At 34.6% G+C, this 26,346-nt stretch carries 21 protein-coding genes; 14 read left to right on the forward strand and 7 right to left on the reverse strand.

The features are described 5' to 3' along the window. The first annotated feature begins 21 nt into the window (after positions 1-21). On the forward strand, positions 22-966 hold the full coding sequence (locus tag METBO_RS07940; RefSeq protein WP_013645176.1) for a UDP-glucuronic acid decarboxylase family protein: 945 nt from the start codon (positions 22-24) through the stop codon (positions 964-966). A 137-nt stretch (positions 967-1,103) separates the two neighbouring features. Here METBO_RS07940 and METBO_RS07945 read toward each other — a convergent pair whose 3' ends face one another. Beyond that, positions 1,104-2,072 (reverse strand): Fic family protein, encoded by a 969-nt coding sequence (locus METBO_RS07945; protein ID WP_013645177.1) that lies wholly within the window; start codon positions 2,070-2,072, stop codon positions 1,104-1,106. 387 nt (positions 2,073-2,459) lie between these two features. Here METBO_RS07945 and METBO_RS07950 point away from each other — a divergent pair, with 387 nt between their 5' ends. Next, entirely contained in the window at positions 2,460-5,912 is a 3,453-nt protein-coding gene (locus METBO_RS07950) for an Ig-like domain repeat protein (RefSeq protein WP_013645178.1), read from the forward strand. 415 nt (positions 5,913-6,327) lie between these two features. After that, positions 6,328-7,995 carry a pseudomurein-binding repeat-containing protein gene (locus METBO_RS13035; protein WP_158304902.1) on the forward strand — a complete coding sequence of 556 codons (1,668 nt, stop codon included), beginning with the start codon at positions 6,328-6,330 and terminating at the stop codon, positions 7,993-7,995. A 176-nt stretch (positions 7,996-8,171) separates the two neighbouring features. Here the strand turns inward: METBO_RS13035 and METBO_RS13635 are convergent, their stop codons facing one another. Next, positions 8,172-8,315 (reverse strand): hypothetical protein, encoded by a 144-nt coding sequence (locus tag METBO_RS13635; RefSeq protein WP_013645180.1) that lies wholly within the window; start codon positions 8,313-8,315, stop codon positions 8,172-8,174. Positions 8,316-8,697: 382 nt separating this feature from the next. Here METBO_RS13635 and METBO_RS07960 point away from each other — a divergent pair, with 382 nt between their 5' ends. From METBO_RS07960 to METBO_RS07975, 4 genes are all read left to right on the forward strand, one after another. Beyond that, a complete protein-coding gene (locus METBO_RS07960; RefSeq protein ID WP_013645181.1) occupies positions 8,698-9,150 on the forward strand; it encodes a hypothetical protein in 453 nt (150 codons plus the stop codon). A gap of 150 nt (positions 9,151-9,300) precedes the next feature. Then, positions 9,301-10,128: a succinylglutamate desuccinylase/aspartoacylase family protein gene (locus tag METBO_RS07965; RefSeq protein WP_013645182.1), complete on the forward strand. Its 828-nt coding sequence runs from the start codon at positions 9,301-9,303 to the stop codon at positions 10,126-10,128. A 239-nt stretch (positions 10,129-10,367) separates the two neighbouring features. After that, complete coding sequence (locus METBO_RS07970) at positions 10,368-10,961, forward strand: transglutaminase-like domain-containing protein (RefSeq protein WP_013645183.1); 594 nt, start codon at positions 10,368-10,370, stop codon at positions 10,959-10,961. 197 nt (positions 10,962-11,158) lie between these two features. Further along, positions 11,159-12,181: a Fic family protein gene (locus tag METBO_RS07975; RefSeq protein ID WP_013645184.1), complete on the forward strand. Its 1,023-nt coding sequence runs from the start codon at positions 11,159-11,161 to the stop codon at positions 12,179-12,181. Between the two features lie 40 nt (positions 12,182-12,221). Here METBO_RS07975 and METBO_RS07980 read toward each other — a convergent pair whose 3' ends face one another. Further along, positions 12,222-13,088 carry a class I SAM-dependent methyltransferase gene (locus tag METBO_RS07980; RefSeq protein ID WP_013645185.1) on the reverse strand — a complete coding sequence of 289 codons (867 nt, stop codon included), beginning with the start codon at positions 13,086-13,088 and terminating at the stop codon, positions 12,222-12,224. A gap of 249 nt (positions 13,089-13,337) precedes the next feature. On the opposite strand from METBO_RS07980, the gene METBO_RS07985 reads away from it, so the two are divergent. Further along, positions 13,338-15,233 carry an Ig-like domain-containing protein gene (locus METBO_RS07985; RefSeq protein WP_013645186.1) on the forward strand — a complete coding sequence of 632 codons (1,896 nt, stop codon included), beginning with the start codon at positions 13,338-13,340 and terminating at the stop codon, positions 15,231-15,233. A gap of 167 nt (positions 15,234-15,400) precedes the next feature. Here the strand turns inward: METBO_RS07985 and METBO_RS07990 are convergent, their stop codons facing one another. Next, on the reverse strand, positions 15,401-15,583 hold the full coding sequence (locus METBO_RS07990) for a hypothetical protein (RefSeq protein ID WP_013645187.1): 183 nt from the start codon (positions 15,581-15,583) through the stop codon (positions 15,401-15,403). A 29-nt stretch (positions 15,584-15,612) separates the two neighbouring features. Here METBO_RS07990 and METBO_RS07995 point away from each other — a divergent pair, with 29 nt between their 5' ends. Continuing rightward, the gene (locus METBO_RS07995) at positions 15,613-15,909 is read left to right on the forward strand and encodes a PadR family transcriptional regulator (RefSeq protein WP_173319767.1); all 297 of its coding nucleotides are present in this window, start codon (positions 15,613-15,615) and stop codon (positions 15,907-15,909) included. An 85-nt stretch (positions 15,910-15,994) separates the two neighbouring features. Here METBO_RS07995 and METBO_RS08000 read toward each other — a convergent pair whose 3' ends face one another. Beyond that, the gene (locus tag METBO_RS08000; RefSeq protein ID WP_013645189.1) at positions 15,995-16,990 is read right to left on the reverse strand and encodes a hypothetical protein; all 996 of its coding nucleotides are present in this window, start codon (positions 16,988-16,990) and stop codon (positions 15,995-15,997) included. Between the two features lie 199 nt (positions 16,991-17,189). On the opposite strand from METBO_RS08000, the gene METBO_RS08005 reads away from it, so the two are divergent. Both METBO_RS08005 and METBO_RS08010 read left to right on the forward strand, forming a co-directional pair. Further along, positions 17,190-17,993, forward strand: a complete 804-nt coding sequence (locus tag METBO_RS08005; protein ID WP_013645190.1) for a DUF4013 domain-containing protein — start codon at positions 17,190-17,192, stop codon at positions 17,991-17,993. A gap of 233 nt (positions 17,994-18,226) precedes the next feature. Beyond that, complete coding sequence (locus METBO_RS08010; RefSeq protein ID WP_013645191.1) at positions 18,227-19,300, forward strand: right-handed parallel beta-helix repeat-containing protein; 1,074 nt, start codon at positions 18,227-18,229, stop codon at positions 19,298-19,300. 144 nt (positions 19,301-19,444) lie between these two features. Here METBO_RS08010 and METBO_RS08015 read toward each other — a convergent pair whose 3' ends face one another. After that, complete coding sequence (locus tag METBO_RS08015) at positions 19,445-19,843, reverse strand: hypothetical protein (RefSeq protein WP_013645192.1); 399 nt, start codon at positions 19,841-19,843, stop codon at positions 19,445-19,447. 616 nt (positions 19,844-20,459) lie between these two features. Between METBO_RS08015 and METBO_RS08020 the strand changes: the two genes are divergently transcribed. Together METBO_RS08020 and METBO_RS08025 are read left to right on the forward strand one after the other, a co-directional pair. After that, positions 20,460-23,312 carry a right-handed parallel beta-helix repeat-containing protein gene (locus tag METBO_RS08020; protein ID WP_013645193.1) on the forward strand — a complete coding sequence of 951 codons (2,853 nt, stop codon included), beginning with the start codon at positions 20,460-20,462 and terminating at the stop codon, positions 23,310-23,312. Beyond that, entirely contained in the window at positions 23,270-24,973 is a 1,704-nt protein-coding gene (locus METBO_RS08025) for a DUF11 domain-containing protein (protein ID WP_013645194.1), read from the forward strand. Before METBO_RS08020 ends, METBO_RS08025 begins: the two co-directional genes overlap by 43 nt. 132 nt (positions 24,974-25,105) lie before the next feature. Here the strand turns inward: METBO_RS08025 and METBO_RS08030 are convergent, their stop codons facing one another. Then, positions 25,106-25,327, reverse strand: a complete 222-nt coding sequence (locus METBO_RS08030) for a hypothetical protein (protein WP_013645195.1) — start codon at positions 25,325-25,327, stop codon at positions 25,106-25,108. A gap of 405 nt (positions 25,328-25,732) precedes the next feature. On the opposite strand from METBO_RS08030, the gene METBO_RS08035 reads away from it, so the two are divergent. Continuing rightward, the gene (locus tag METBO_RS08035) at positions 25,733-26,116 is read left to right on the forward strand and encodes a hypothetical protein (RefSeq protein WP_013645196.1); all 384 of its coding nucleotides are present in this window, start codon (positions 25,733-25,735) and stop codon (positions 26,114-26,116) included. Positions 26,117-26,346: the final 230 nt, after the last annotated feature.

Below are 26,346 nucleotides of genomic sequence, written 5' to 3' on the forward strand. Positions count from 1 at the left end.
AATTTTGAAGGTGAGACCTTAATGTTAAGAGTTTTAATAACTGGAGTTGCAGGATTTATAGGAAGTCATCTGGCAACTAAATTCATTGAAGAAGGATGTTATGTTATTGGAATAGATAATTTCCTTACTGGAAGTCCAGAAAATATTTCTGATATCATTGATCATGAAAATTTTGAATTCATTGAACATGACATAATAAATCCCATAAAAATTGAGAATAATATTGACATTGTTCTCCATTTTGCATGTCCTGCAAGCCCTGAGGATTACATGGAGTATCAACTGGAAACTTTAAGGGTGGATTCCTTTGGAACACATAACACCTTGGAAATTGCTAAAGAAAAAAATTCTAGGTATATATTTGCCTCCACATCAGAAATTTATGGAGATCCATTAATCAATCCCCAACCAGAATCTTACTGGGGAAATGTCAACACTCATGGTGTTAGATCAGTGTACGATGAGTCAAAAAGATTTTCAGAAGCCCTTTCAATGGCATATTTTAGGAAAAATAAGGTTGACATTAGAATAGTGCGCATATTCAACACCTACGGGCCTAGAATGAAAATAAATGATGGTAGAGTTGTTCCTAACTTTATTGCACAAGCATTGACACACAAAGATTTGACTGTGTATGGAGATGGGAAACAGACCAGAAGTTTCTGTTACGTTGATGACTTGGTTGATGGGATTTATAAAATTTCCATCAAGGATGGATTGGATGGAGAAATAATGAATCTTGGAAATCCAGACGAATATAAGATTATAGATTTTGCAGAAATAATTTTACAAAAAATTAATTCAAATTCAAAAATTGTTTATCAAGAACTGCCAGAAGACGATCCTAAACTAAGATGTCCTGATATTACTAAAGTTAAAGGTCTGATTGATTGGAAACCAACAGTATCCTTGGATGAAGGACTGGATAATACTATAAAGTTTTTGAAAACCAAATTAGAAAACTAATTAAAGATTTAAATAATCCTCAAAGGTTATTGTAACAAATGGAATTGGTATTCAGTTATCTCATGATCCTAATCCATTTCCAGATAGTGGTATGCCCAACTACAGTGACTGATTATAAGCAAAATGTTAAGTTGCTTTTAATGTTTGAAAACGTAGTAAGTGTTTCTTCCACGACCCAATGGTTTAATAACACCATAATCTAGGAGTTTCTGTATGTACTTGAATACTCCTGGGTGTGATACTCCAAACATCCTCTGTATATCTTGACTTCTTATCCTTTTATGAACCCTTAAAAACTGGAATATCTTGATTTCGTTGGGAGAAATTGGTAGCTGATTCATGTTATGGGGAATGCATTTTTCTCTGTAGATATCAAGAACATATTTTTTAGTCCTCAGTATTGAAACTAATACAACCCCTGCAAAGTATTCCAGCCAGTTGGTCATGTCTTCAGTTTCTGTGCTTTTAAGCACTGCTTCCTTGTAAGCTGTGATGTTTTCATGGAATTCTTCATCTAACTGGTAGTAGCCGCGACAGTTGAATTGTTTCTGTTTGAAAATCAGGTGCACCATGACCCGAGCTGTTTTTCCATTACCTTTGGAGAAGGGTAGTTTGTTTAAAATGGCATGGTGGGCTATGGCTGCAGTTAAAACTGGGTGCAGATAATTTTCATTCCTAAGCCAGGTGAAAAATTCATGCATGGCTACCTTGAGTTGGGAATTTTTGTAGTTTCCAGACAATGCAGGATTTTTTAAAGTTCCAGTTGTGAGGTACCTGTTTATCTCCCCAAGGGTATCTTCATTGAGTCCTGCTTCATGGAATTTATCAAGTTTTTCAATCACAGTGAAGTAGTTTAGTACTTCCCACACACCAACCTCACTTGCTTGGACCTCTTCACCATTGAAGAGTTGGTTGACCTGTTTAATTGTGAGTGGATTTCCTGCTATGGATATCGAGTGATATGCTGTTTTAACCATTGCACTGTCTTTAAAAAGTAGATCGTACGACTTAAACAGGTTAGTATTGTTAATAATCGCATCTGCTGCCGATATTTGTGATAAAACATCTACAAGTTGGTGGGTGTAATTAAATTTTGGATCAAACATGGTTCATTTCCCTCCAATTTAAAATTTCCATCCTGTAACTTTGACACTTTATAATTGTATGACCTTTTTTAGATATAATAATACGCATTTGAGGTGCACCATCTTGGTCCAAAAAAAATACTATAAACCCTCAGCTTCCCAGAATACACATTTTTGAGTGATTACATCCAAAAATGCCCATATTTTCCTGCAATAAAAATTCCCCAATAGTTGAAAAAAATCTTCTAAAAACTTTTAAAATCCATTGAATAGAGATCTAATTATGCATTGGTGAAATAAACGCTCATCAATCCTTATTGATGGAGTGAAAGAAATTAGTAAAGTATTTAGATTTGTATAATTATACTAGTTTTGTGTAATTAAAACTACTTTAAAGGAGGTGAAAATATGAAAAACAATTTAATTACAACAAGATTACTCATCCTATTAATATTCGGAGGTTTACTGTTCATATGCATGAGCAGTGCATCTGCAGCTAGTGGAGACCATATATACGTCAATGGATCATCAGGAAGCGATACAAATGATGGTTTGACCCCTCAAACTGCCAAGTTAACCATTAAAAATGCAACGAAAACTGTGAACAACGGAGGAACCATAACCATTTCAGGTGGAACCTACAGTGGAGCTGGAAACAGCAACATCAGAATAGACCGCAGCATGGCAATAATGGGTGCTGGGAAAAACAAAACTATAATTTCTGGTTTAGATTCATCTAATATATTTTTAATAGCTAATAATGCAAATTTCATTCTCAGCGGTGTGACCATAACCAATGGAAACAGCAAGTTTGGAGGAGGAATATATAGCGAGGGTTACACATCCATAGATAACTGTGTATTCACCAAGTGCAAAACTACATACGGTTACCTAGGAGGAGGTTCAGCCATTTGTATTGGGGATGATGGCGCATTAGCCGTGTCTAATACAGATTTCATCAGCAATGATGCTTCATTGAGTTCAACAGGAGGAGGAACAATTTACTCCAACGGAACACTGTCCCTTAGCAACTGTACCTTCACTGGAAACAAAGCATACTCCGGAGGATGTGTCTATTCATTTAATGGGGATGAAACCTTCGACAACTGTGTCTTCATAAATAACAGCGCAGCTAGTTCAGGTGGCGTTTTAACTCTTTACAGTTCGGATGTGAATGTGAGGATGCATTTCTGCAGTTTCGTAAATAACACTGCAAACCAAGTTAGCCAAACCAACAACATCGACAACAGGTTGAACAACAATTTAAATGTCAACAGTTGCTGGTGGGGTTCAAATAATGGACCAAACGGAATTTATGAAGATTATACTGCAGATAACTGGATATTGATGATGTTAAAGGCTGATAAATACTATATGAAAGGTGGAGATACTAGTAAATTCATAGCAAACTTCAACAATCTATACAATCCATCTACACAAATTACGACCCCTATCGATCCTTCAATCAACCACATACCCGACGGGTTAATTGTTGACTTCTCAACAGATCTTGGAACTATCACAACGCCGGGCTTAACCCAAAATGGAGTGGCTACTGCAATTTACACAGGAAAAGAAGTGGGAACTGGAACTGTAAAAGAAAGTTCAGGCAATCAAAAACTCCAAGCAACTGTAACTGTGGATCCACTTGATACAAATGTTAATGTGCATCCAGCTCAAAATTACCCTGGACAAACTGTCGACTTGATAGCAGATGTGTCTGATGAAAATGGCTATGATGTTAACGGCGGATATGTAACCTTCACAATCAATGATCAAAACATAAACGTTCCTGTAATTAACGGCCTAGCAATTGCTCAATGGACCATTCCATCATCATGGAAGGCTGGAATCTACATGATAAATGCTAACTACGATGGAACTGATACCATATACGGTGACAGCGGAGCCACCAGTAAGTTAATGGTGATGCTAATACCTACCCAAATTTCCTCTGACGATGTGACTGGTGAAGTGGGTGATAAAGTTGCAATTAAGGCCCACCTAGAGGATATATTTGGAAATGGACTGGAAGGTCAGAAAGTGCATTTCAACATCAAAGGCAGCGATATAACAGGTACCACCGACTACCATGGAGACGTAACAGTTTATTACCCAATCACTGGAAACCCTGGAAATTACAACATCATCATATCATTCCCAGGAGCCAACCCCTACGAACTATCATCATACACATCTAAATTAACTGTTAACAAGATCCCTACTTCCATTACAGTATCTGATACTAAAGGTGCGCGCGGTGATCATGTAGATCTTCAAGCCACATTGAAGGATGAAAATGGAAATCCCATTTCAGGAAAAGATCTAGTCTTTTATGTAAACGGTTCTAATGTAGGCAGTGCAACCACAAACAATGAGGGAGTAGCCATATTTAACTACCAAATATCTGAAAATCCAGGGATTTACACAGTCAACGCTACATTACTAAACGATCCGTTATATCAGGATTCCACAGGATTAGGAACACTCACTGTTAATCACTTAGACACCAAAATTACCGTGACCAACGTTACAGGTAAGCATGGAGAAAAAACCAACTTAACAGCCGTACTTAAGGATGTGAATGGCAATCCACTCAGTGGAAAAACTGTTACCTTCAGTATAGGCAACAACGTAATTGGAACAGCAACAACAGACGCAACAGGAACAGCCACACTAAGCTACACCATAACACAAACCATTGGAAGCTACACAATCACTGCAAACTTCCAAAAAGATGACATATACTCATCTTCAACTGGAACTGGAACACTCACAGTAAATCCAATCGAAACAAACCTCACAGTTAAAAATGTCTCTGGCAAACATGGAGCCAATGTAAACTTGAAGGCTGTTTTAACAGATGAATACGGAAATCCACTCAGTGGAAAAACCGTAGCATTCTACATAAGCAATATAAAAATTGGAACAGCAATTACAGATGCAACTGGAACAGCCACACTAAGCTACACCATAACACAAACCATGGGAAATTACGTAATTTATGCAAATTCCTATGCAGATGACATCTACGAACCATCCAGAAACCTGGCAACACTCACAGTAAATCCAATAACAACCCATGTAACTGTTCCAAACACCACAGTAAAACATGGAGACAAATCCAATTTAGTTGCAGTTTTAACTGATGAAAATGGCAATGCCCTAGCTGGTCAAACCATAACCTTCAGTATAAACGGCAAAACAATTGGAACCGCAACAACAGACTCTACAGGAACCGCAACACTATATTACCTTGGAGATACTTCTGGTAACTTCAATATAAATGCAGTTTTCAATGGAAACAATGTGTACTCTGGAAGCAACGGAACTGGTAAGTTAAATGTGACTCCATGGGCAGGTCTATACATCAAGACCACAGTGAACAACACACATCCAAAGGTTGGTGAAAAATTCACCATAAACTACAAACTCGGAAACAGCGGACCTGACACAGCATACAACGTAGTTGTAAGCTTTAAAATACCTCCAGGACTCGAATTTGTAACCGGAAACACAGACAGCGGGACATGGAGCTTTGACCCAGTGACACGAACACTCACATGGACATTAAACAACGTGGTTGTAGGTGATCCAAACCTTAAAATCACACTCAAAGCACTAAAAAGTGGAAACTACACCATAATACCAACCATAACATCAAACACCACAGCAAACGTGACACAAAACGGGACAGTAAATATCGAAGTCATAAAAAATAACAATAACAACACCAACAACACCAACGGAACAGGAAACAACACCAACCACAACACTAAACTACCAAAAACCGGACTACCAATAGCACCACTCATAGTGGGTCTATTAATGGTAATTGGAGGAATAGCAGTTAAGAAATAAAACTGTTATCCAATTTTCCATTTTTTTACTTGAAACAACCCCAAATACAAATTTTATTAAAAACCTAATTTAATTGATGCAACTAACTCTTCATCACCCATAGTTATCCTTCTTTTAGATGTTAGAACTATTTTATCAAATTTACGAGTAAAAAAAGCGAGTCTTCTAGTAATTCAAGTTATTTCATTGTTAATCTTACAAATTTCAGCATTTACAGAGACTTATATTATCCAGTACAATAATACCGATTCATTTATTGAAATACCTTATAAAATTTAGCTAATTATCCAAAGAATATATATGTTCTTGAGCATGATAATTATAAGTGTAATTATAATTAAAAAAAAATGAATAGTGACCTGAAATGCAAAAATTAATTATTACTCCAATATTAATTTTAATATTTATTCTAAGCATGTCAGCTGTATCGGCCGCAGACCCTGTGTCTTTCACATCTGACCAAGTGATCAATGCAACGGACTCCATACTATCCTACGTTGATGCAAATAATACACTTCCAGTTGATTTGAATATTTCTGGATCTGTGGTGGATATGCCACAATTTTTAGAGCTGTTAACAACAGTGATATTAAATATAAACAGTACATCGAACGATCTGATTAATCTCGGAATTTATGGGAATGCAACCAATTCTTCAGAAAATATCACAAACAGCAACATAAATTCAACTGAATATTTGGATATTGCAAAACGAGTTAAGGATTTTATGGATTCTAAAGGACGTGCACCTAATTATGCTACTCAAACAAGCACTGGAAACAGCATAGGCTTTGAATCATTGGTTTATATGTACTCAAATATTTTAAATTCATATAAAACAAACCATGTTTTACCGGAAAATGTTAATTTAACTTCTTGGTACTGTGTTTCAAATAAAATAAATTGTACAAATCTTTTGGGTTACACAAGTTATGGTTATGTTGAAAAAGAAGTGTATGGTAATCAAAGCTCTAATCAAACGATAGTTCTCATTGTTGGATTACATCCTCAAGAAAATGGTATACACACAGCCATTGCCAATGCATTATTAAACCAGACATTGAATCTCACTAAAAGATATGTTATTTACAAGATACACGTTACTCAAGATGCAGATGACTATAGTAAGGGAAGAATGAACGGACAGTTGTTAGGTCAGCAGTTTATAGTGCCTGATGTTCCTAAAGAAAACCCAATTTTGACGTTGGATATTCACGAAAATCATTACCTGGACAGTGGTTACGATTATGCCAGATTTTTGTATCCCATTTCAAATACAAGCATCACAACCACCTATGCAAATCAAATAATCAGTCAAATGCCATTTTTAGTTATATACACTCCGCCAGATCCTACAAGTCCAGAATATGTTACAATGCCCATTGCAAAATATGGAATACCCACCATAATTTATGAAACATACATGTACGATAATCTAACTAAAAAAGATTCAGATGCAAATGCATTTATAAATGCAGTAGACACCCTAGTTTACAACAACAAAACTGTAGATCCTGTTAAGGATATAAACCTTACAGCAACTGTTAACTGTAAAACTGGGCTTTACAATATTGATAAGAATATTGTTCTTAAAATGAATGCAAATGGAACAATTTATTACACTTTAAACAATACCACACCAACAAATCAAAGCAAAAGGTATAATGGCCTATTTACCATTAAAACCACAACTACACTGAAGTTTATTGCAATACTAAATGGTAAAAAATCCCCAGTTTATACAGAAAAGTACACCATCGATAAGATTGCTCCAAAGGTGGTTTCATCTAACACATATTATTCGAAAGGATTTTCAAGAACAGCACCAATATCAATTAAATTCAGTGAGAACATTAAAACAAGCAGTAACTGGTCGAATATTTATATTAAAAATTTGAATACAGGAAAAAAAGTTGGAATCAGCAAATCAATAAAAAACAACACACTGAATATTAAGATGGTAAGTAAAAGATTTGCATATAATAATTATCAGATTTACATCCCAGGTGGAGCTTTAAAGGATAATGCCGGCAATAACTTAGCTAAAACAACAATTATTAAGTTTAAAACAGGAAAAAGTTAACTATAAAACCTGTACTATAAGAATCCATCTTCAACTAATTTCTCATTTTTTTTATCATTTGTTAAAATTAGGGATCCACCACTTCCTTTATTTTCTTAAAGTAAGTAATTAAATAAAGAAAAAATTGATAAAATTAAATTTTAATTATTCTAGTTTGATAGGTGTTTTTTTTTGAGTTAATGTGTTTTTATGATATGTTTTGAATTGTGATGGGTTGATAATTTCTGTTGTTTTCCACACACTGGACATTCAAGGTTGATGTTTGGATCGTAGTGAGTTCCACATTTTAGACATTTGAATTCTATCTTAGTTTCTGTCATAGTTTTCATTTCCATCTAACTTTGATACAAACAAAACTTAATGTAAGTAAGATTTAAAAGTTTACATATATAAATTTAACTGATAAGTGTGTAGGTTGTCAAACATAGTTTTCATAGAATATATCAAAAAAGATGATCATGATCTGTTATCGCTACATAGATTCCACTTTCATTACAAGTTATATCCTCAACTCGGAAATAACAACCATTAAATTTGGCATATTCTGGAAATATTGAACAAAATCACGAATATGATCATTCTTCATTATACATTGCAGTTTAGTTAAATTAGGAACAATATAAACACATTTAAATATTAAAACTTTTACATTAAAAATTAAGTTATTATCAAGCTTAAACAATGAAAATCTTGGAGGAAAAAATGTTCAATACACAAGGAAATTCTAAAGTTTACAAAATAATACCATTGATGGTGGCAGCACTGATATTAGTGTCAAGTATTAGCTCAGTTGCAGCAGAAGATCCTAAACAGACCCATATAGACGGTGTAACTCATGTAAATTGTGAACAGGGTGATGTAGTAACAATCACAGCACAGTTATGGATAACAAATTATCTTTGGGACAACCCTCTAACAGGTGAAGATCTATATTTTTACGTATATTCCGGAATATCTGATGATAATAATATTTTTTTCCATAGAACAACAGAGACAAGTTGGCCTACAGGAGAAGCATCGGTACAGATAGATACAAAGAATATTAACCCTGGTAATTACACTCTCCTCGTGCATTACGATGGAGGAGGAGATCTATTCGGCTATGATGGTTGTTCAAAGGAAACAACATTTACTGTAAGGCCAAAATCTAATTAAAAAATAGTGTTCAAATTCCATTTTCATCATCATTTTTTTTTATCCCCATAGTACTGAAAATATTATGAAACCCTGAAAAAAGTCAAATCAGAGTTTAATTGATGTTTAGGAAACAAATATAAATTTGAATTACATTTCAAGGAGAATACAATGATAAAATACGGGTTTACTGTACTGTTGTTGGTTCTGTCTTGTTTTATGCAAATTGGTTTTGCACAGTCTATTGATGGGAATAATGGAAAAATGATGTTGATCTACGTAGGAACTGACTACTACAATCCCCAAACCATGACCGGTGGTGAGGTTACACACAACCAGTACATAAAGGATCACGTTGCTAACACAGACATTTCAAATTCGGTATGTAGATTGGCAAAATTTGGGACTCCAATGATCATCCTTGGCAACGGCAGCAGCCCCAAGGTAATGATAACAGCTGGAGTACATGGAAATGAAATACCAGCACAACTAGCTGCAATGGAATTGATTAACTATCTGAAAGGGCGGGAAATTAATGGAACAGTCTATGTGGTGCCATTTGTATCACCAAACGGAACATCTCAAACTTTGCGTTACTGGAATCATCAGAATTTAAACAGCAACGCAAATAAGGAAGGCACACCTTCAAATGCAGTAATATTAGCTTGTAAACAGCTGGGAATTGAAAGACTTGGAGATTTTCATTCCACACAACCCGGAGGCTATCCTGGAAATTACAGTGTGCTCTGTTCTAAATCTCCAGAATACGAAAGTTATGTTATGGCCGAGTATATTTCATCATATTCTAATTCATCACTCATAACCTATGATTTGGCTGGTGTTGATTATGAAGGGGCTGTTGAAGACGTTTCAAACATCCAGGGAATACCCGCAGTAACATGTGAAGTTTTATCTCCACAGGGAGTGGCAACAGAAGAAACAGTCCACAGATCATTCGATCAAATGATTAAATTTTTGGAATATTGTAAAATTGTGTAAAAATCCTCAAACATGAATTGAACCCAATTTCACCAGGGATACTAACTATTTTTTTCTTAAAATCATATCTTTTCTGGGATACTACTATTTTTTCTTGAATTATTTTTTTCTAAAATTTAACAAAATCTATGTCCTTAACCTCCCAAATAGGAATGTTTATATGTCTAAACTTTTACACCTTAAAGTTAACACTTGATTTTGTCCATAAGATCTAAGGTTTAAAGGAGGTTTTGAAGGTAATGGAAGGGTACAGAGGTAATTGTTTAAAAAGAATTGTATCACTTGTATTCATTTGTGGAATGTTCATAGCAATGACAGGTGTATCCAATCTTGCATACGCCGCAGACAACAGCGTAAATAACGGAGTAAAGGTTGATGGTTACTACGAATGTGAACATCCATACATCACTGAACTGGCCGCCAACATAACCCAAAATGTGACTAAAAATAGTACTGATTCCCGGTACAACATTGTTAAAGCTATTTTTAAGTGGATGCACAGCAATGTGAAGTATGAAAAACCCATGTACTACAATTCAAAACACTACGCAGTTCAAACTGCTGTTTTAGGTGAAGGGAATTGTTGTGATCAGGCAAGATTATTTATAGCCCTATGCAGAGCTGCAGGAATACCTCATAACGCTACAAAATTCGATTATTCCGGTGCCGTACAGTTCATGGGTGGAAGTGTTTATGGACATGTTTGGCCTGTGGTTCTCCTTGAAAACGGAACTCAATTAATCTGTGATACATCGTCAAAAACTAGCAAACTTGGTGCTCCAACATGGAAAAATAGGGGTTCAGTATCCGAAACCTACGATCTAAACATGTAGATGTTAACTTTATTTATTTTAACTTTCTTTTTCCATTCTTTTTTTCTAATTTCTCAAACTAATTATTCTAGTTTCAGGTAAAATTTTCATGAATAAATTGCCAGTCAAATAAAAACCTAAAGATTAGTAGTCAAAAAATAGTCAAATATATATTTTGTACTGCACATAGTACCATTAGAAATTAAAAAGGGGTTAGCATGTTTAAACCAAAATTCAACTACACCAACAAAATGGTCAATAATTTGGTGGAAATACAATCCATTAAAGATTTCATAATAAACTCACCGTTAATATTAGAAACGGAAGTATCACTAAGACGGGATGCTGTTTTAAAAGCTGCACATCATTCTACAGCCATTGAAGGAAATCCCTTGAGAATGGATCAAGTTGAAGCTATTTTTAAGACCATGGAAAAAACATCACAACGAAAATCAGATCAAGAAGTCTTAAATTATATAAATGTGCTAAAAAACCTTGAAAACTATCTAGTCAATGGTAAAATAGTCGAAAAAACTATACTAAATCTACATGAAGGCATTACACATTACACACTAGACTACACATATTTAGAAGGCCAATATCGAATAGTTCCAGTTCATATAATTAACAAGGAAGGAGAAACTGTTTTTACACCCCCTCCTGTAAACTCCATCAAAAAAAGCATTGGTGACCTGGTTAAATGGATCAATAATTCGGAAGAATTAAACCCAGTTATTGCATCAGGTATTTTGCACTATGAATTTGTGAGAGTACATCCATTTATTGATGGAAATGGGAGAACAGGACGAGTACTAACTGCACTCTATCTCCATACCAGAAAATTTGATATGGATAGAATGTTCACACTGGACGAGTACTACGACAAAAACAGAGAAGATTACTACTCAGCTCTAAACTCCGTGGATCAAAAAACTCAAGATTTAACACACTGGCTAGACTACTTTATAGAAGGATTTAAACATTCCCTATTAAAAATCAAGGACCAACTGCTTCTTATTTCACCTGAAAAATCGAAAGAAAACCGAGTTAAGCTGTCGGAAAAAAATAGGAAAATATTGGAGTACATACATCTAAATGGCAGCATCACGAATTCTAAAGTTCAAAATCTTTTAAATATCTCTCGACAGGGAGCTTATAAAGATTTAAGATATCTTATGGATGAAAATATCATCGAACAACAGGGCGGTAGCCGTTCCACCTACTACGTTTTGAAGAAGTAGTCAAAAAAGTAGTCAAAAAAGTAGTCAAAAAAGTAGTCAGTCAAATCTTTTCAGCATAGACTATTCTCTCGAGATTTGTAGTTTTAAGGTTCCTGTTGTTGGGTTTGATATAGTCGTCGTTGATATCATCGGCTTCAACATCTTCGATTAATTTCCATCCATATCCTTCTAGAAATTCCTTGGTGTCCTGGGTGAAGAGTCCATATTTCCAGATCTTGGGGAAAACATATTTTTTGTAGAGATTTTTCATTTCGTACATTTCAACACCCTCTATAAATTCCCTTAAAATGTAGGTGAAGATGAGTTTACTGCCGGTTTGAGCTTGGGATAAAAATGTGAACATTTTTTTAACACTTTCTTCATCCAAATACTGAGTCACTGCTTCTAATATGAAGAAAGTTGGCATTTCATCCGAGTAACCTTGTCTTTTAAGTGCTTGGCCAATGTCTTCATGATCAAAATCCATTGCCATGAGTTTGACATTTCCAGGTACTTCTCCCATACTGGTTTCTAGTCTTTGGGTTTTGGTTTCAATAACATTTTTTTGGTCGAGTTCCCATACTGACATGTCAGATAATGATGGGAGAGTGTAGGCCATTGTATCATATCCAGACCCTAAATTAACCACCTGTCCTATTTCAGACTGGGAAGTGTTAATTTTGTGTTGGATGTAAAGTTTTCTGAGCATGATTCCACTCCACAATCCCGGTGTGCTGGTTTCAGTTGTGCCTATAAGCCAATGCCTCACGAATTTTATGTTAAACAGCTTAACCATTAACCTGTAACTCAGGGGTAAAATTGGGTAGGCCAGTTCATCTGTTATTATTCTTTGTTCTTCAGGGAACGATTGTTCAACAGCAATCATAAATGTGGGTCCCATTGCTGTTTTAGCTGCTTCTTTTGTCATTTAAAACTAACCATCCTAATTATGAATCCATAAATTTCTACTTCATTTTGAATATTAATTTTCCCACTAACTAATTACTAGTTTTTATCTTATGTTTTATTAGATAAACTAATATTTTTGTTTTCAATCAAATGATCTAAAAATAAAAAAATGATTTTAGAAAATATTTTAGTGGTAAACACCAAATACAGATTCAATAGATTAAGGTTGAACTTTATTTAAGTGTTCGATCTGTTAAGGTGGGGAAAAATGGGAATTGATGGTGTTAATACTAGTTTACTTGGTTTAATTTGTTTTGGAATATTTTTAATGATTCTTAGTTGTGCTGGAACAGCAAATGCAGCTGAAACTCCCACCATCTATGTGAATTGCCATGGTAATGATTCATGGAACGGGCTTGCAGCTAGTTACAACAGCACAACCCACAATGGTCCTAAGGCCACACTTAAAAATGCGGTGGCAACAGTTAAGAATAACGGAACCATTGAAGTGGCTTCCGGATGCTACAGGGAAAATGGAATTTATATCAACCAGGACATTACCATCCAAGGACATACAAACACCGTGGTAGATGGGTTTAATTCAGATAGGATATTCACAGTTGATAAAGGTGCGAACCTAACCCTCATCAACATGATCATGGTCAATGGAAAAAGCATTAACGGAGGAGCCATATACAACGAAGGAACATTGAACGTGTTCAACTGCTCCATAACTAATTGTAAAGCTGTTAATGGGGATGGCGGTGCCATTTACAATTTAGGATATTTAAATGTTTCAATGAGCAGACTAAATAATAACCAGGCTGCTAATGGAGGGGCTATTTACTGTTACTTCGGATACAACTCCTTCGTTAATTACAATCAGATAACTAACAACCAACCTTTAGCAGGGGAGATCTACTGTCCATTTGGAGTGGTTGATGCCAACTTCAACTGGTGGGGATCAAACACAGACCCATCAGACTTGGTGAACTACGGAGTCAACACCACATCATGGATGGTGATGCTTATGAAAGTTGATCGTACCACAATTGGGGAGGGATGTTCATTAAATGTGACTGTGGATATGGTTCATGATAATTTTAACAACTATCACGATCCTTTAAATGGTCATCTTCCAGATGGAATGCCAGTATTATTTAACTCCACACTCGGAATAATTCAACCTTCAGTTAACACAAAAAATGGACTGTGTACAACCACCTTAAAATCTGGCGCAGTATCTGGAACCGCACTCATCACATCATTTATGGACAGTCAAGTGTTAAACACAACCATTAAAATAAACGTGACCCCCAAAGTCCAGTCCCAAACACCACCCAATAAATCCCATTTCAAGGGAAAAATTAAAACCTTAACACTCCAACTCAGCGAAGCTGTGCAGGCCGGACCAAATTACGGTGGTATATCCCTCAAAGGCCCCACTGGAAATGTTCCAATAACAACCAATATCTTTGACAACATCGTTACAGTAACCGGAGCATTTTATTTACCGGATGGTAATTATAAACTTTATTTACCTTTTAACAGTCTGATGGATGTATCAAACAATTGTATGAATCAAAGCTTTTACTCAAACTTCACAGTGGACAACAGAGTACCAAAACTAACAGTAACCCCTGTATCAGGATACTACAACGGCACGAAAACTGTTACAATTAAGATGGATGAAATTGGAACTATCTACTACACCCTTGACAACAGCACACCCACCAACCTCAGCAAAAAATACATCGGCCCATTTAAACTAGTAAAAACCACAATAATAAGGTATTTAGGCGTGGACCTTGCAGGCAACACCTCAACTGGTAAAGCCACCTACACCATTGATAAAAATCCCCCTACAATCAAGTATACAAGCCCTAAAATGATGAATACCCATGTTTCAACACGAAGCAACCTTGAGATCTACTTCAACGAAGCCATTTTTAGGGGTATTAATTTCAATAACATAAGAGTCACCAACATGGGAACAGGAAAACCAGTTCCCACATATAAAACTTTGAATGGCAATGCATTAATTCTTCAAAACAAGAAAGCAGGGCACACCTGGTACAGCATAATCATACCCAGGGGATCAGTTAAGGATAAGGTAGGAAACCAGTTCAAATCCAACTACATTTTAAGATTTAAAACCGTTTAAGCAAATTTTTTTTCCTTTTTTTAGGATTATGGCAGAATTCCCTTGGGACCAGCTCCACTATTTAATGAGGGGAGGTAATTTCTTAGGGCGTAGATTTTTAAAAAGAATAATAAAAATTTGAAGTTTTAAAAAAAAAATATTGGATTTTTAGGTTGAAAACAAATTATTTATTCTGCGTCTATCATTTCTCCGTAAACTATTTCTAATTCACAGCCTTTAGGTCCGCAGCACCAGTGCTGAAGTTCAAAACTTACTAATATGATCTCACCCCCATTTCCATCTTTAATATACGATATGCAATAAAAAACATATATATCTATCGGACATCCAATATTGATTTTCCGATACAATTTAATAGCTCCAAACCATACAAATTAGTATGCAGTGCGATATGAAGGGATATTTGACCTTTCTCATACTCTGGACTCTAAAAAAGAGTGAAATGAATGGGGCAGAAATATCAAGGGAATTTGAAAAACGACGAGGAACCAAGCCCAGCCCCGGTACCATCTATCCCGCACTTAAAGAACTCAGAAAGAATGAATTAATAACTGTGGATGAAGCTAAAACATACGCACTCACTGAAAAAGGAGAACTGGAACTTAAATCTGCATGTAAATTTTTCTGTAAAATTTTCTACGATGTAAATGAGATGTCACATTACTCCCAAGAATGATATCCACACAAAAGAACCCTAACATAAAAATTAGGTAAAAATTAACAACTATTTTTTTTGATGCTATTTTTTAGGCTGTTAGTGGTTAATCTCGGATGTAAAGTTTGAAAAATGAGTATACTGCCCTTAAAAAGGACCATGAACCATCTATCACAAAAATGGATGCAAAGAATATGATGAGTTGTAGTGGTAAGCTTCCAAAGCTTTGAAGAACTGCTAATATTACGTCATTTTGCAGTGCAAATACTAAAATGCCCAGTATGAAAAATCCAATTATTATGGATATGGAACTTTGAAAAAATAGTTTTCCTATGATCTTCAAAGTTTTGAAGTTGTATATCTCCATGGAATATTCTAGGAGTGTTAAATTTTCCAAGATTTCATTTTCAAGGTCCTTCAATTTTTCATACAGATCCCTTGCTTCTATAAGGGAAGATTTAAGTTCATGATCTTCATCGTTTCTTTCCAGTTCTTCCAGATCATCATCAAAAACATCTAAATCTTCGCTTATTTGAATTAATTTGGATTCAATTACGTAGGTGGGCATTCTGCTATCCCTATCTATTTCCCGTAGTTTGAAGACGTCACTTCTTTTTTCATGTTTTCCATGTTTGTTTCTGGGTTCTGAGTCTAAATTTCCGTCTTTAATTCCAATTTTATCTATGTATTCCAGTAACTTTTTTTTCTGACTTTGTAAATGCCTTGATTTATCTTTCAATCCTTCTTTCCAATTTTTGATTATGTAGCTTATTTCTCCGGCTGATTTATCACTGAGTATTGTTGTTCCCTTTAAATCCATTGAATTTTGATCATCCTCTTTAATAACCAAGAGATATGTGAAGGACAGTAGTGCTAACGTGGCATCCACCAATATCACAGTTAAAATGAAAACCATTAACTCCAACCTATTTTCCACATTAAAAAGAAAATTTATGCTGTTAAATTCGAAATAAATGAAGATATTTAAGATTAAAGCTATCAAAATCAGTGAATACAGTCCATTAATTCTGTTCATAAGATATTTATTTATCCTATCACTCTGCATCATGAGCTTGTGCTTGATTAAAGTATCTCTATCCATGAACCTTCACCCAGAAAAATGATCATTTAATAATTTATTCATCTTGAAATATCTTTAATTTTTCCCTAAACTAGATCCGCCTCTATGAAACTTAAATTTATTTAATTTATCCTGCTCTACTTGGAATAATTCATCAAAGTTTAAGTATTGGGAAATGAGACTAAGATCATATCGTGAATAAAATCATGGAGGTCAAACATTGGATATTGGAGATATTGTTAAGAATTCGTTGGGTTATCCCCTTTCAAACAAAAAGAATTTTTTAATTTTAGGGGTAATAATTTTATTTGCAGAAATTTACTCAATTGTACAGTCGTTTGGATTTAAAAGTAGTATTTTTGGACTTTTTCTCATTTTAACACTTTTACTTATGATTTTCAGGAGTGGTTACAACCTGAGGATACTGAACTCATCCATAGGTGGCTACGATGTTTTACCAGATTTTGGAAACTGGATGGGAATGTTTAAAGATGGTGTGAAAATATGGATAGTGTTGATCATCTTCATAATTCCACTCCTAATACTCTTGTTTGTATTTGGTTTCATCATAAGCCTGATCTTAATTTCCTCAGGAGCTTCAACTAGTGTTTTGGGTAAAATTATGCTGATGGCAATCCTGGCCATTGTTGGAATCTACCTCATCATTGTTTATCCGTTGATTCTCATGGCCCTTGCCAACATGGCCAAAAATGAGAATAATATTAGTTACGCGCTTAAATTAAGTGAAATTCGGACCAAAATATCTGAAATTGGACTTGGAAACTACATTGGATGGTACATTGTGACTGGAATCATCTACGCAGTTATAATAATTATTGGGACGACCATTATCTTTGCTTTTGGACTAGGACACGTTAAATTTATTGGAATTATTATTAACGCCCTGATTATTGGACCATTTGCATCAATATTTCTATATAGAAGTACCAGCCTCATGTACAGATCAGTCCTTGAATTAGAAAATGAAACTGATTCAAGTGAAGATCCAGAACTAACAATTTAATCTTCCATTTTTTTATTTTTTTTGATCTAATCTGAACAAAAATAGAATTTTTTAGGAATAAAACCTTAATCATAATAATAAATCTGAATAAATAGATAATATAATGAATAAATATATATAGTCTCACTTTTACATTAAAAGTATCTAACATTGTAGTGGATTGAGGGGTTAAGTGATTTTTTTAGGATGGTTCTCAATGAATCCCTAAAAATGAAATTTTTGGAGGTTTGGTCATGAAAAATCTGAAAGTTGTATTCATACCGTTAATAATTTTAATAATTTTAGGAACAGCATCTGCAAGTCAGGCTACAAATGCTTCCCAGACCGTGAATAATGGTGGTAAGTTGGTACAGAGTTCTAATCCAACATCAAACGATCTTAGTGTTTACTACGTTGATATGAAGGGAAACGATAATAACACGGGAAAAAATCTTAAACAGGCATTTAAAACCATACAGAAAGCCATCAATGTTGGAAGTGGTAATTTTTGTGTGGTTGTTGCCAAGGGAGTTTACTTTGAAAATCTCGTGATAAATAAGAATGTTAAGTTAATTGGTAACAGTTCTAAAAACACCGTGATCAACGGGAACAATAAAAGTTCTTGTGTTTGGATTAAAAACTCTGGAGATGTTCAAATAGATGGATTAACCTTCACCAATGGTAAAAGTTCTTTAGGTGGAGGAATTCGAAATCAAGGTACACTAACCCTGAAATATTCATGTGTTACATCCAACAGGGCCAATGACGGTGGTGGAATTTACAACGAAGGTACTGTAAACATCAGGGGATCCTCTATTTCAAACAACAGTTGCAACTACAATGGTGGAGGTATTCAGAATCTCAACACCGCCTACATCATGAGAACCAATATTCTTTCAAACACTGCAGAAATGGGCGGAGGAATTAATTCAAAGGGAGAACTGCAGCTCTACCAGTCTCGGGTTTCAAATAATAAAGCTGAGATCGGTGGTGGAATAAACAACGACCATTGTGTAATATCCACAGTCAGTTCGTACATAAATGGAAATAAAGCCATTGAAGGTGGTGGAATTTACAACAACAATGGAATATTCGACATATTTGTAACCCAAATAAATTCCAACGTTGCCAGTTACGGAGGAGGAATCAGTAACTACGGATTAATCAACCTGCACTTCAGCACAGTCACAAAAAACTATGCATCCATCAAGGGAGGGGGAATTTACAACTACTCCTCAATCTTCAAAGACATCTCCACAACCATCACAAACAACACCATAGACAACGTGAACTTAAACCCAGTACACAATTTCCCAGTTAACCAATAAAACTTAATAAAACCATTCAAATATCATTTTCAAACATGATTATGGCTAAAATTTGATGTGGCAAAAAAAATAGGGTGTGCAGTTGTTAAAACATGAAATTTATGAAAAGGAATTAAAAATAAAAAAGAAGCTTGATGAAAATTTCTAAGGTTTTTCGAGCTTTTGAAGTCTTTCCTCTATTTTTTTAATTTTATCGTTTGTTTCATCACGATACTCACTGAAATTAGTATCTAACGTTGAAAGATCCTGTGCTACCTTGCTGTATTTCTTTTCAATGTTCTCTATATCGTTGTTGGTTGCAAGTTCCCAGTCAACAATTAGCTGGCTACTTTTCTCATCTAAATAATCATCAATTCTAAGTGATAAATCATCTGTACTCTTGGAAGCTGATTTTGGAACACTCTTAACTGTGCCCTTAATTTTTTCTCCGAGTCCTGATACCTTCTCACCTACAGAGTCAACTACACTTCCTTCATCACTACTTGAAACCTTATCTCCTACACCACTTACTACTGTGCGTGCCTTTTCTCCCATTCCAGACATTTTTTACAGCTCCAGATCCTTTGTTAAATAAATTTAAAATTTTTCAATTTATATAGTGCCTAAAAATATTCCTTTAAATTCCAAATTGTAATCCCCTAAATTAAAGGATCAAACTCGAAATACACCATATTATTAGTATATAATATGAAATTAAAACATGATATAGTTGTCGTTAACTCCTTCTTTATCTGGCACCCCTCCATTAAATTCATTTTACGTTACTCTATTTTTTGTTCAGTTCAAACCACTTCACAGACAATAGCTTTTTTTGTGATTCCTAATTTTTTAGTTATAAAGTAATATAAAAAATTTAACTGATTAATATGGATCAATATTCATAAATGAGCTTATTTATGGTTTTAATTTACATCCTCTTTTTTTTAACAATCCAAATAGGCAGCTTTATATGTGTGAATTTATTATTTTTAATATGGATATGAAATATCATGTTAAAGATATTTAATTGGTTAATATATTAAAAAAATCCCTATTTGGTGCTTAACTAAATTTTTTATTAAATAGTATCTTTTGTGAATTTTTTAAATAGGATCATGAGGTATATCACCTTAATAACTACACATGTTCATTTCCAAAAAAAATAAACAGGAGGTGAAACATGACAATAGACAATAAAAAGGGTATTATAAAACTATTGCTGGTTGTATTTTGTTTTTTTATGTGTTTAAACAACGTTAGTGCAGCTGATGTAAGTATAGATAATAATACCTGGACCACAGCTGATATCAACAACTTCTTTAGCGGTATTACAGTGAAGGGACTTAGCATATCTGATGGAGATAACATAATTTTTCAATCAGGCACCTATCTAAACTTAGCATTGTCCGTGAAAAATGCAGTTAACATCGTTGCAAACAGTACTGTAACCTTAATTGGAAAGGGAGCAGCCATTTGTATTTCAGTATCTAATGCTAACAATGTGAATATAACAGGATTCTCAGTAAGTAATTACACCTATGGAATCTACGTAGCAAAGTCCAATAATACATGTATAAACAATAACACAGTTTATAATAACTCCAAAAATGGTATAACCCTAGATAGTGCTTCAAATACAGACATTATTAACAACTCACTCTACAACAATACAAATCGTGGAATATATCTGTCGTCTTCCATCAATTCCAATGTATCTGGTAACATAATTAATAACAGCCCAGGAAATGGTGGAATTGTTTCAGCCACTTCCATCAATTCCTACATATTCAACAACACTATAACCAAAAATGTTGATGGAATATACGTGTATGCCAATTCTGTTAACACAACCATAATCAACAACAACGTGAGCAATAATATAAACAACGGAATAGTGGTTGGATCCACAACAACAACTTCATCTAACAGCACCATAATTAATAACACAGCAAATAACAATGGTTATGATGGAATTCGACTAATAAATACATTTAATTCCACTATAACTAATAACACAGCATCAAACAACAAAAATAATGGAATTTTATTGTTAAATGCAGATAATTCTAGTTTAACAAATAACAGCCTTTCTAACAACACACAAAACGGAATAAGCGTAACAGGAACAGGAACCACAACACTAAACAACAACACAGCCACAAACAACAAAGTATCCGGAATATCAGTATCAGGAACAGGAACCACAACACTAAACAACAACACAGTCACAAACAACAAAGTATCCGGAATATCAGTATCAAGTTCTGGAAAAACCACACTAAACAACAACACAGCCTCTAGCAACACACAAAACGGAATAAGCGTAACAGGAACAGGAACCACAACACTAAACAACAACACAGCTACTAACAATCAAGGATCAGGAATATCTGTATCAAGTTCTGGTAGTTCTGTTATCAAGGGTAGCACAGTTTCTGGCAACTCTCAAAATGGGATAATTATATCTGGAAAGGGAACTTCAACACTGACGGATAATACTGTGTTTAACAATGTTTTATCTGGTATTAGATTAGAAAATTCTGGAAATTCTGTGTCTGATAATAATCTGTTAAATAATGGTGTAGGTGTTTCTGTATATGCAGTTAACAACAACATATTTGATAACACGGTTAAATACAACGGTGTTGGTATTGTTATAGGTTATAATAATACTAATATTGTGTTAGGACAGAATACTGTGTCGGATAATCAGTATGGGCTTGCTATTAACGGGAACAAAGATATTCTAAGCAATGTTGTGGTGTCAAACAACACCAACGGGATTATTGTTAATGGCATTAATAATGTTTTAAACAACGTGAATATTATTAATAACCTTAACATGGGATTGATATTTAATTCAACTTCTTCCGGTAATTTATTCACCAATGGTTCCATAATTGATAATGGTAACGGGATCCTTTTAAATGGTAATAATAACACAGTTTTAAGCTCTTCAATCCTTAAAAACACAGGATATGGTTTCATTGTTAATGGTACTGGTAATGTATTGAATTATAACAGAATATACCATAATAATTTGGGTTTGAATAATAATGGTAGCAACACCGATGCTAATTTGAATTGGTGGGGTGTTAACAATGCCACAACGCAGGTTAACGATTCTGGAACTAATCTGGACATGAAATATTGGTACGTTCTTCAGTTATCTGCCAATAATTTCAACACAACTGTTAATGCCACGAAAACAGTTGCTCCAGGAGATTCTGTAACTTTAGGTTATTCACTTGAAACCAACATTCCTGTGATTAACAATCAATGGTTGTTACCCTACTTTGAAGTGAATGTAACCAAACCAGATGGTAGCATTGTTACAGGAGATATTAGAAATACGACAGTGAGTTACAATATCATTGCCAAAAATGGCATAGTTTACACAATTAAATCGTTGGCCGATGATGAGAATGTTAAAATCTCTATTAATACACCAACATCATATTTGATTATAAACAAGACAGTTAGTAACTCTAAACCTAGATTGAATGACAATATTACATACACCATAACTGTAACCAACAACGGCCCAGACGACACAACCAACGTCACAGTAACAGACAAACTACCACAAGGACTAAAATTCATCTCAACCGACGGAAACTACAACCCACAAACAGGTATATGGACCATAGGAAACCTAAAAAACGGACAAACAGCAGTACTAAACATCATAGCACAAATAACCAAAACAAACACCAACATAACAAACACAGCAACACTAAACCAAACCAACTACAACCCCAACCCACAAAACCAAGCCAACAACACCATAAACATAGAAAAAGAATCCCAACTAAACATCAAAAAAACAGTAAACAACACCAAACCACACCTAAACAATAAAATCATCTACACCATCACAGTAACCAACAACGGCCCAGACGACACAACCAACGTATTCGTCACGGATATACTACCACAAGGACTAAAATTCATCTCAACCAACGGAAACTACAACCCACAAACAGGCATATGGACCATAGGAAACCTAAAAACGGACAAACAGCAGTACTAAACATCATAGCACAAATAACCAAAACAAACACCAACATCACAAACACAGCAACACTAAACCAAACCAACTACAACCCCAACCCACAAAACCAAGCCAACAACACCATAACGATAGAAAAAGAATCCCAACTAAACATCAAAAAAACAGTAAACAACACCAAACCACACCTAAACAATAAAATCATCTACACCATCACAGTAACCAACAACGGCCCAGACGACACAACCAACGTATTCGTCACGGATATACTACCACAAGGACTAAAATTCATCTCAACCAACGGAAACTACAACCCACAAACAGGCATATGGACCATAGGAAACCTAAAAAACGGACAAACAGCAGTACTAAACATCATAGCACAAATAACCAAAACAAACACCAACATAACAAACACAGCAACACTAAACCAAACCAACTACAACCCCAACCCACAAAACCAAGCCAACAACACCATAAACATAGAAAAAGAATCCCAACTAACCATCAAAAAAACAGTAAACAACACCAAACCACACCTAAACAATAAAATCACCTACACCATCACAGTAACCAACAACGGCCCAGACGACACAACCAACGTATTCGTCACGGATATACTACCACAAGGACTAAAATTCATCTCAACCAACGGAAACTACAACCCACAAACAGGCATATGGACCATAGGAAACCTACAAAACGGACAAACAGCAGTACTAAACATCATAGCACAAATAACCAAAACAAACACCAACATCACAAACACAGCAACACTAAACCAAACCAACTACAACCCCAACCCACAAAACCAAGCCAACAACACCATAACGATAGAAAAAGAATCCCAACTAAACATCAAAAAAACAGTAAACAACACCAAACCACACCTAAACAATAAAATCATCTACACCATCACAGTAACCAACAACGGCCCAGACGACACAACCAACGTATTCGTCACGGATATACTACCACAAGGACTAAAATTCATCTCAACCAACGGAAACTACAACCCACAAACAGGCATATGGACCATAGGAAACCTAAAAAACGGACAAACAGCAGTACTAAACATCATAGCACAAATAACCAAAACAAACACCAACATAACAAACACAGCAACACTAAACCAAACCAACTACAACCCCAACCCACAAAACCAAGCCAACAACACCATAACGATAGAAAAAGAATCTGTATTGGCCATTAAAATAGCAGTTAATAATTCAAAACCAAAATTAAACGATAAGATCACCTATACCATCACAGTAACCAATAACGGACCAGACAATACAACCAATGTCACAGTAACGGATATACTACCACAAGGACTAAAATTCATCTCAACCAACGGAAACTACAACCCACAAACAGGCATATGGACCATAGGAAACCTACAAAACGGACAAACAACAGTACTAAACATCATAGCACAAATAACCAAAACAAACACCAACATCACAAACACAGCAACACTAAACCAAACCAACTACAACCCCAACCCACAAAACCAAGCCAACAACACCATAACGATAGAAAATAAATCCGACCCTGCAGATCCTGGTTCCAATTCTGAAGGTAAAACAATTCCTATGCAGCACACAGGCGTGCCTATTGGAGGATTAGTTTTGGCCATACTAGTTGTTATTGCTGGTTTCATGGTACCGCGAAGTAAATAAATTTACTTCATTCTTTCTTTTTTTTACTAAAATTTTGTTTCAAAACAATAATCCTATCCCGGGTTACAAAAAATTAAAAATCATAGCTACGGTATTAAATGCAAAAAAAATAAAAAAAATGGATATTTGGTATTAGGTTGCACTGGCTGTAGTGTAAGCGTCGTACATACCGTAAAGCCATACAATGACGTAAAGTATCCAAGCAATGATTCCAAGTAAGAAAACAGTTGCTAGTGCGCCTAGTATAAGTGCTACGATGAAAATTATTATTCCTTTCATAATATTTCCAGCATAGACTGTACCAATTCCAGGTAAAAATAGAGAAATAATCAAAGCTAATATTGGATTTGCCACATTATCACCTCCAATTAAGTTATAATTAATATTATTATAGTTTGTCCAAGTAATTATTTGTTTTTATTATATGGTTACAATTTCATAAAATGAGTTAATGTTAGTGAATGCTCATATTAGCCCCCTATTATTAATCTTATAAACTTTTAAAGAGTTAATACTATTTTATTAAGTTTTAAAAGGATATTTTTCATTGATAAGCCCATTAGTTTAAATAGAACTTTTTTTAAAATAAAAAAGAATACAAAAAAAATTCCATTTGGTTGTACATGGCAGTTCAACTTAGATCTATTTGAAATTATTTGTAGGATCAATCTTTTAAAGCCAGGAAAAATCCTATTTTTTTAATTGAAGTTAGAAAATAAATATTGTCGTAAAAAAACAGGTTTTAAATCGGTTATTATCATGAAGAAATATAGGTTAGAAATTACAATAGTTATTTTAAGTGTAATTATTTTTATATCCATATTTGGAGAAGTTAATCCGCTGATAAAACAGGATCTTGATGATAAAATTGTTGAATACAACACACCACTGGTAGAACAAGCTATTAATGGTTCTGCTGTTTACATTACTGGTGTTGTTAGAGATGATTCCAAGGAAAATTTTGATGATGTTCTTTTAAATGTTTATGGAATTGGTTCGCAGGGGCAAAGAATTGATTCGAAAATTATCAAGATCGATCGAATTGAGAGTGATTCTAATGTTAATTATAATGTTACGTTGGAAAATAGTTCAGCAGTAGTTGCAGGTGATGTTAAGGTCTTAAACGCCACAGAAATTAGTTAAGTTCCTACTTTAGGATTCAAATTCGAAAACTTAATTTAATTTATTTCTTATGACAACTGTTCATTAACATTTGTTTTGATTTTTGAATATATTTATCGTCTGTATCTGGTAGTTATCACTTAAAATATGATTGAAATGAGTTTTATGGCTGTAGAGAGATGATGAACCCAATATTTATTAGGTTTGAAGTACCATAATAATAGTTAATAATGTGTGTTGTAGCTATTGTT

The organism is Methanobacterium lacus (assembly GCF_000191585.1).
GTDB classification, from domain to species: Archaea; Methanobacteriota; Methanobacteria; order Methanobacteriales; family Methanobacteriaceae; genus Methanobacterium_B; species Methanobacterium_B lacus.

Coding starts and splice junctions, on each gene's coding strand:
- METBO_RS07940 (WP_013645176.1), top strand. CDS start 22: ATGTTAAGAGTTTTAATAACTGGAGTTGCAGGATTTATAGGAAGTCAT.
- METBO_RS07945 (WP_013645177.1), bottom strand. CDS start 2,072: ATGTTTGATCCAAAATTTAATTACACCCACCAACTTGTAGATGTTTTA.
- METBO_RS07950 (WP_013645178.1), top strand. CDS start 2,460: ATGAAAAACAATTTAATTACAACAAGATTACTCATCCTATTAATATTC.
- METBO_RS13035 (WP_158304902.1), top strand. CDS start 6,328: ATGTCAGCTGTATCGGCCGCAGACCCTGTGTCTTTCACATCTGACCAA.
- METBO_RS13635 (WP_013645180.1), bottom strand. CDS start 8,315: ATGACAGAAACTAAGATAGAATTCAAATGTCTAAAATGTGGAACTCAC.
- METBO_RS07960 (WP_013645181.1), top strand. CDS start 8,698: ATGTTCAATACACAAGGAAATTCTAAAGTTTACAAAATAATACCATTG.
- METBO_RS07965 (WP_013645182.1), top strand. CDS start 9,301: ATGATAAAATACGGGTTTACTGTACTGTTGTTGGTTCTGTCTTGTTTT.
- METBO_RS07970 (WP_013645183.1), top strand. CDS start 10,368: ATGGAAGGGTACAGAGGTAATTGTTTAAAAAGAATTGTATCACTTGTA.
- METBO_RS07975 (WP_013645184.1), top strand. CDS start 11,159: ATGTTTAAACCAAAATTCAACTACACCAACAAAATGGTCAATAATTTG.
- METBO_RS07980 (WP_013645185.1), bottom strand. CDS start 13,088: ATGACAAAAGAAGCAGCTAAAACAGCAATGGGACCCACATTTATGATT.
- METBO_RS07985 (WP_013645186.1), top strand. CDS start 13,338: ATGGGAATTGATGGTGTTAATACTAGTTTACTTGGTTTAATTTGTTTT.
- METBO_RS07995 (WP_173319767.1), top strand. CDS start 15,613: ATGCAGTGCGATATGAAGGGATATTTGACCTTTCTCATACTCTGGACT.
- METBO_RS08000 (WP_013645189.1), bottom strand. CDS start 16,990: ATGGATAGAGATACTTTAATCAAGCACAAGCTCATGATGCAGAGTGAT.
- METBO_RS08010 (WP_013645191.1), top strand. CDS start 18,227: ATGAAAAATCTGAAAGTTGTATTCATACCGTTAATAATTTTAATAATT.
- METBO_RS08015 (WP_013645192.1), bottom strand. CDS start 19,843: ATGTCTGGAATGGGAGAAAAGGCACGCACAGTAGTAAGTGGTGTAGGA.
- METBO_RS08020 (WP_013645193.1), top strand. CDS start 20,460: ATGACAATAGACAATAAAAAGGGTATTATAAAACTATTGCTGGTTGTA.
- METBO_RS08025 (WP_013645194.1), top strand. CDS start 23,270: ATGGACCATAGGAAACCTAAAAACGGACAAACAGCAGTACTAAACATC.
- METBO_RS08035 (WP_013645196.1), top strand. CDS start 25,733: ATGAAGAAATATAGGTTAGAAATTACAATAGTTATTTTAAGTGTAATT.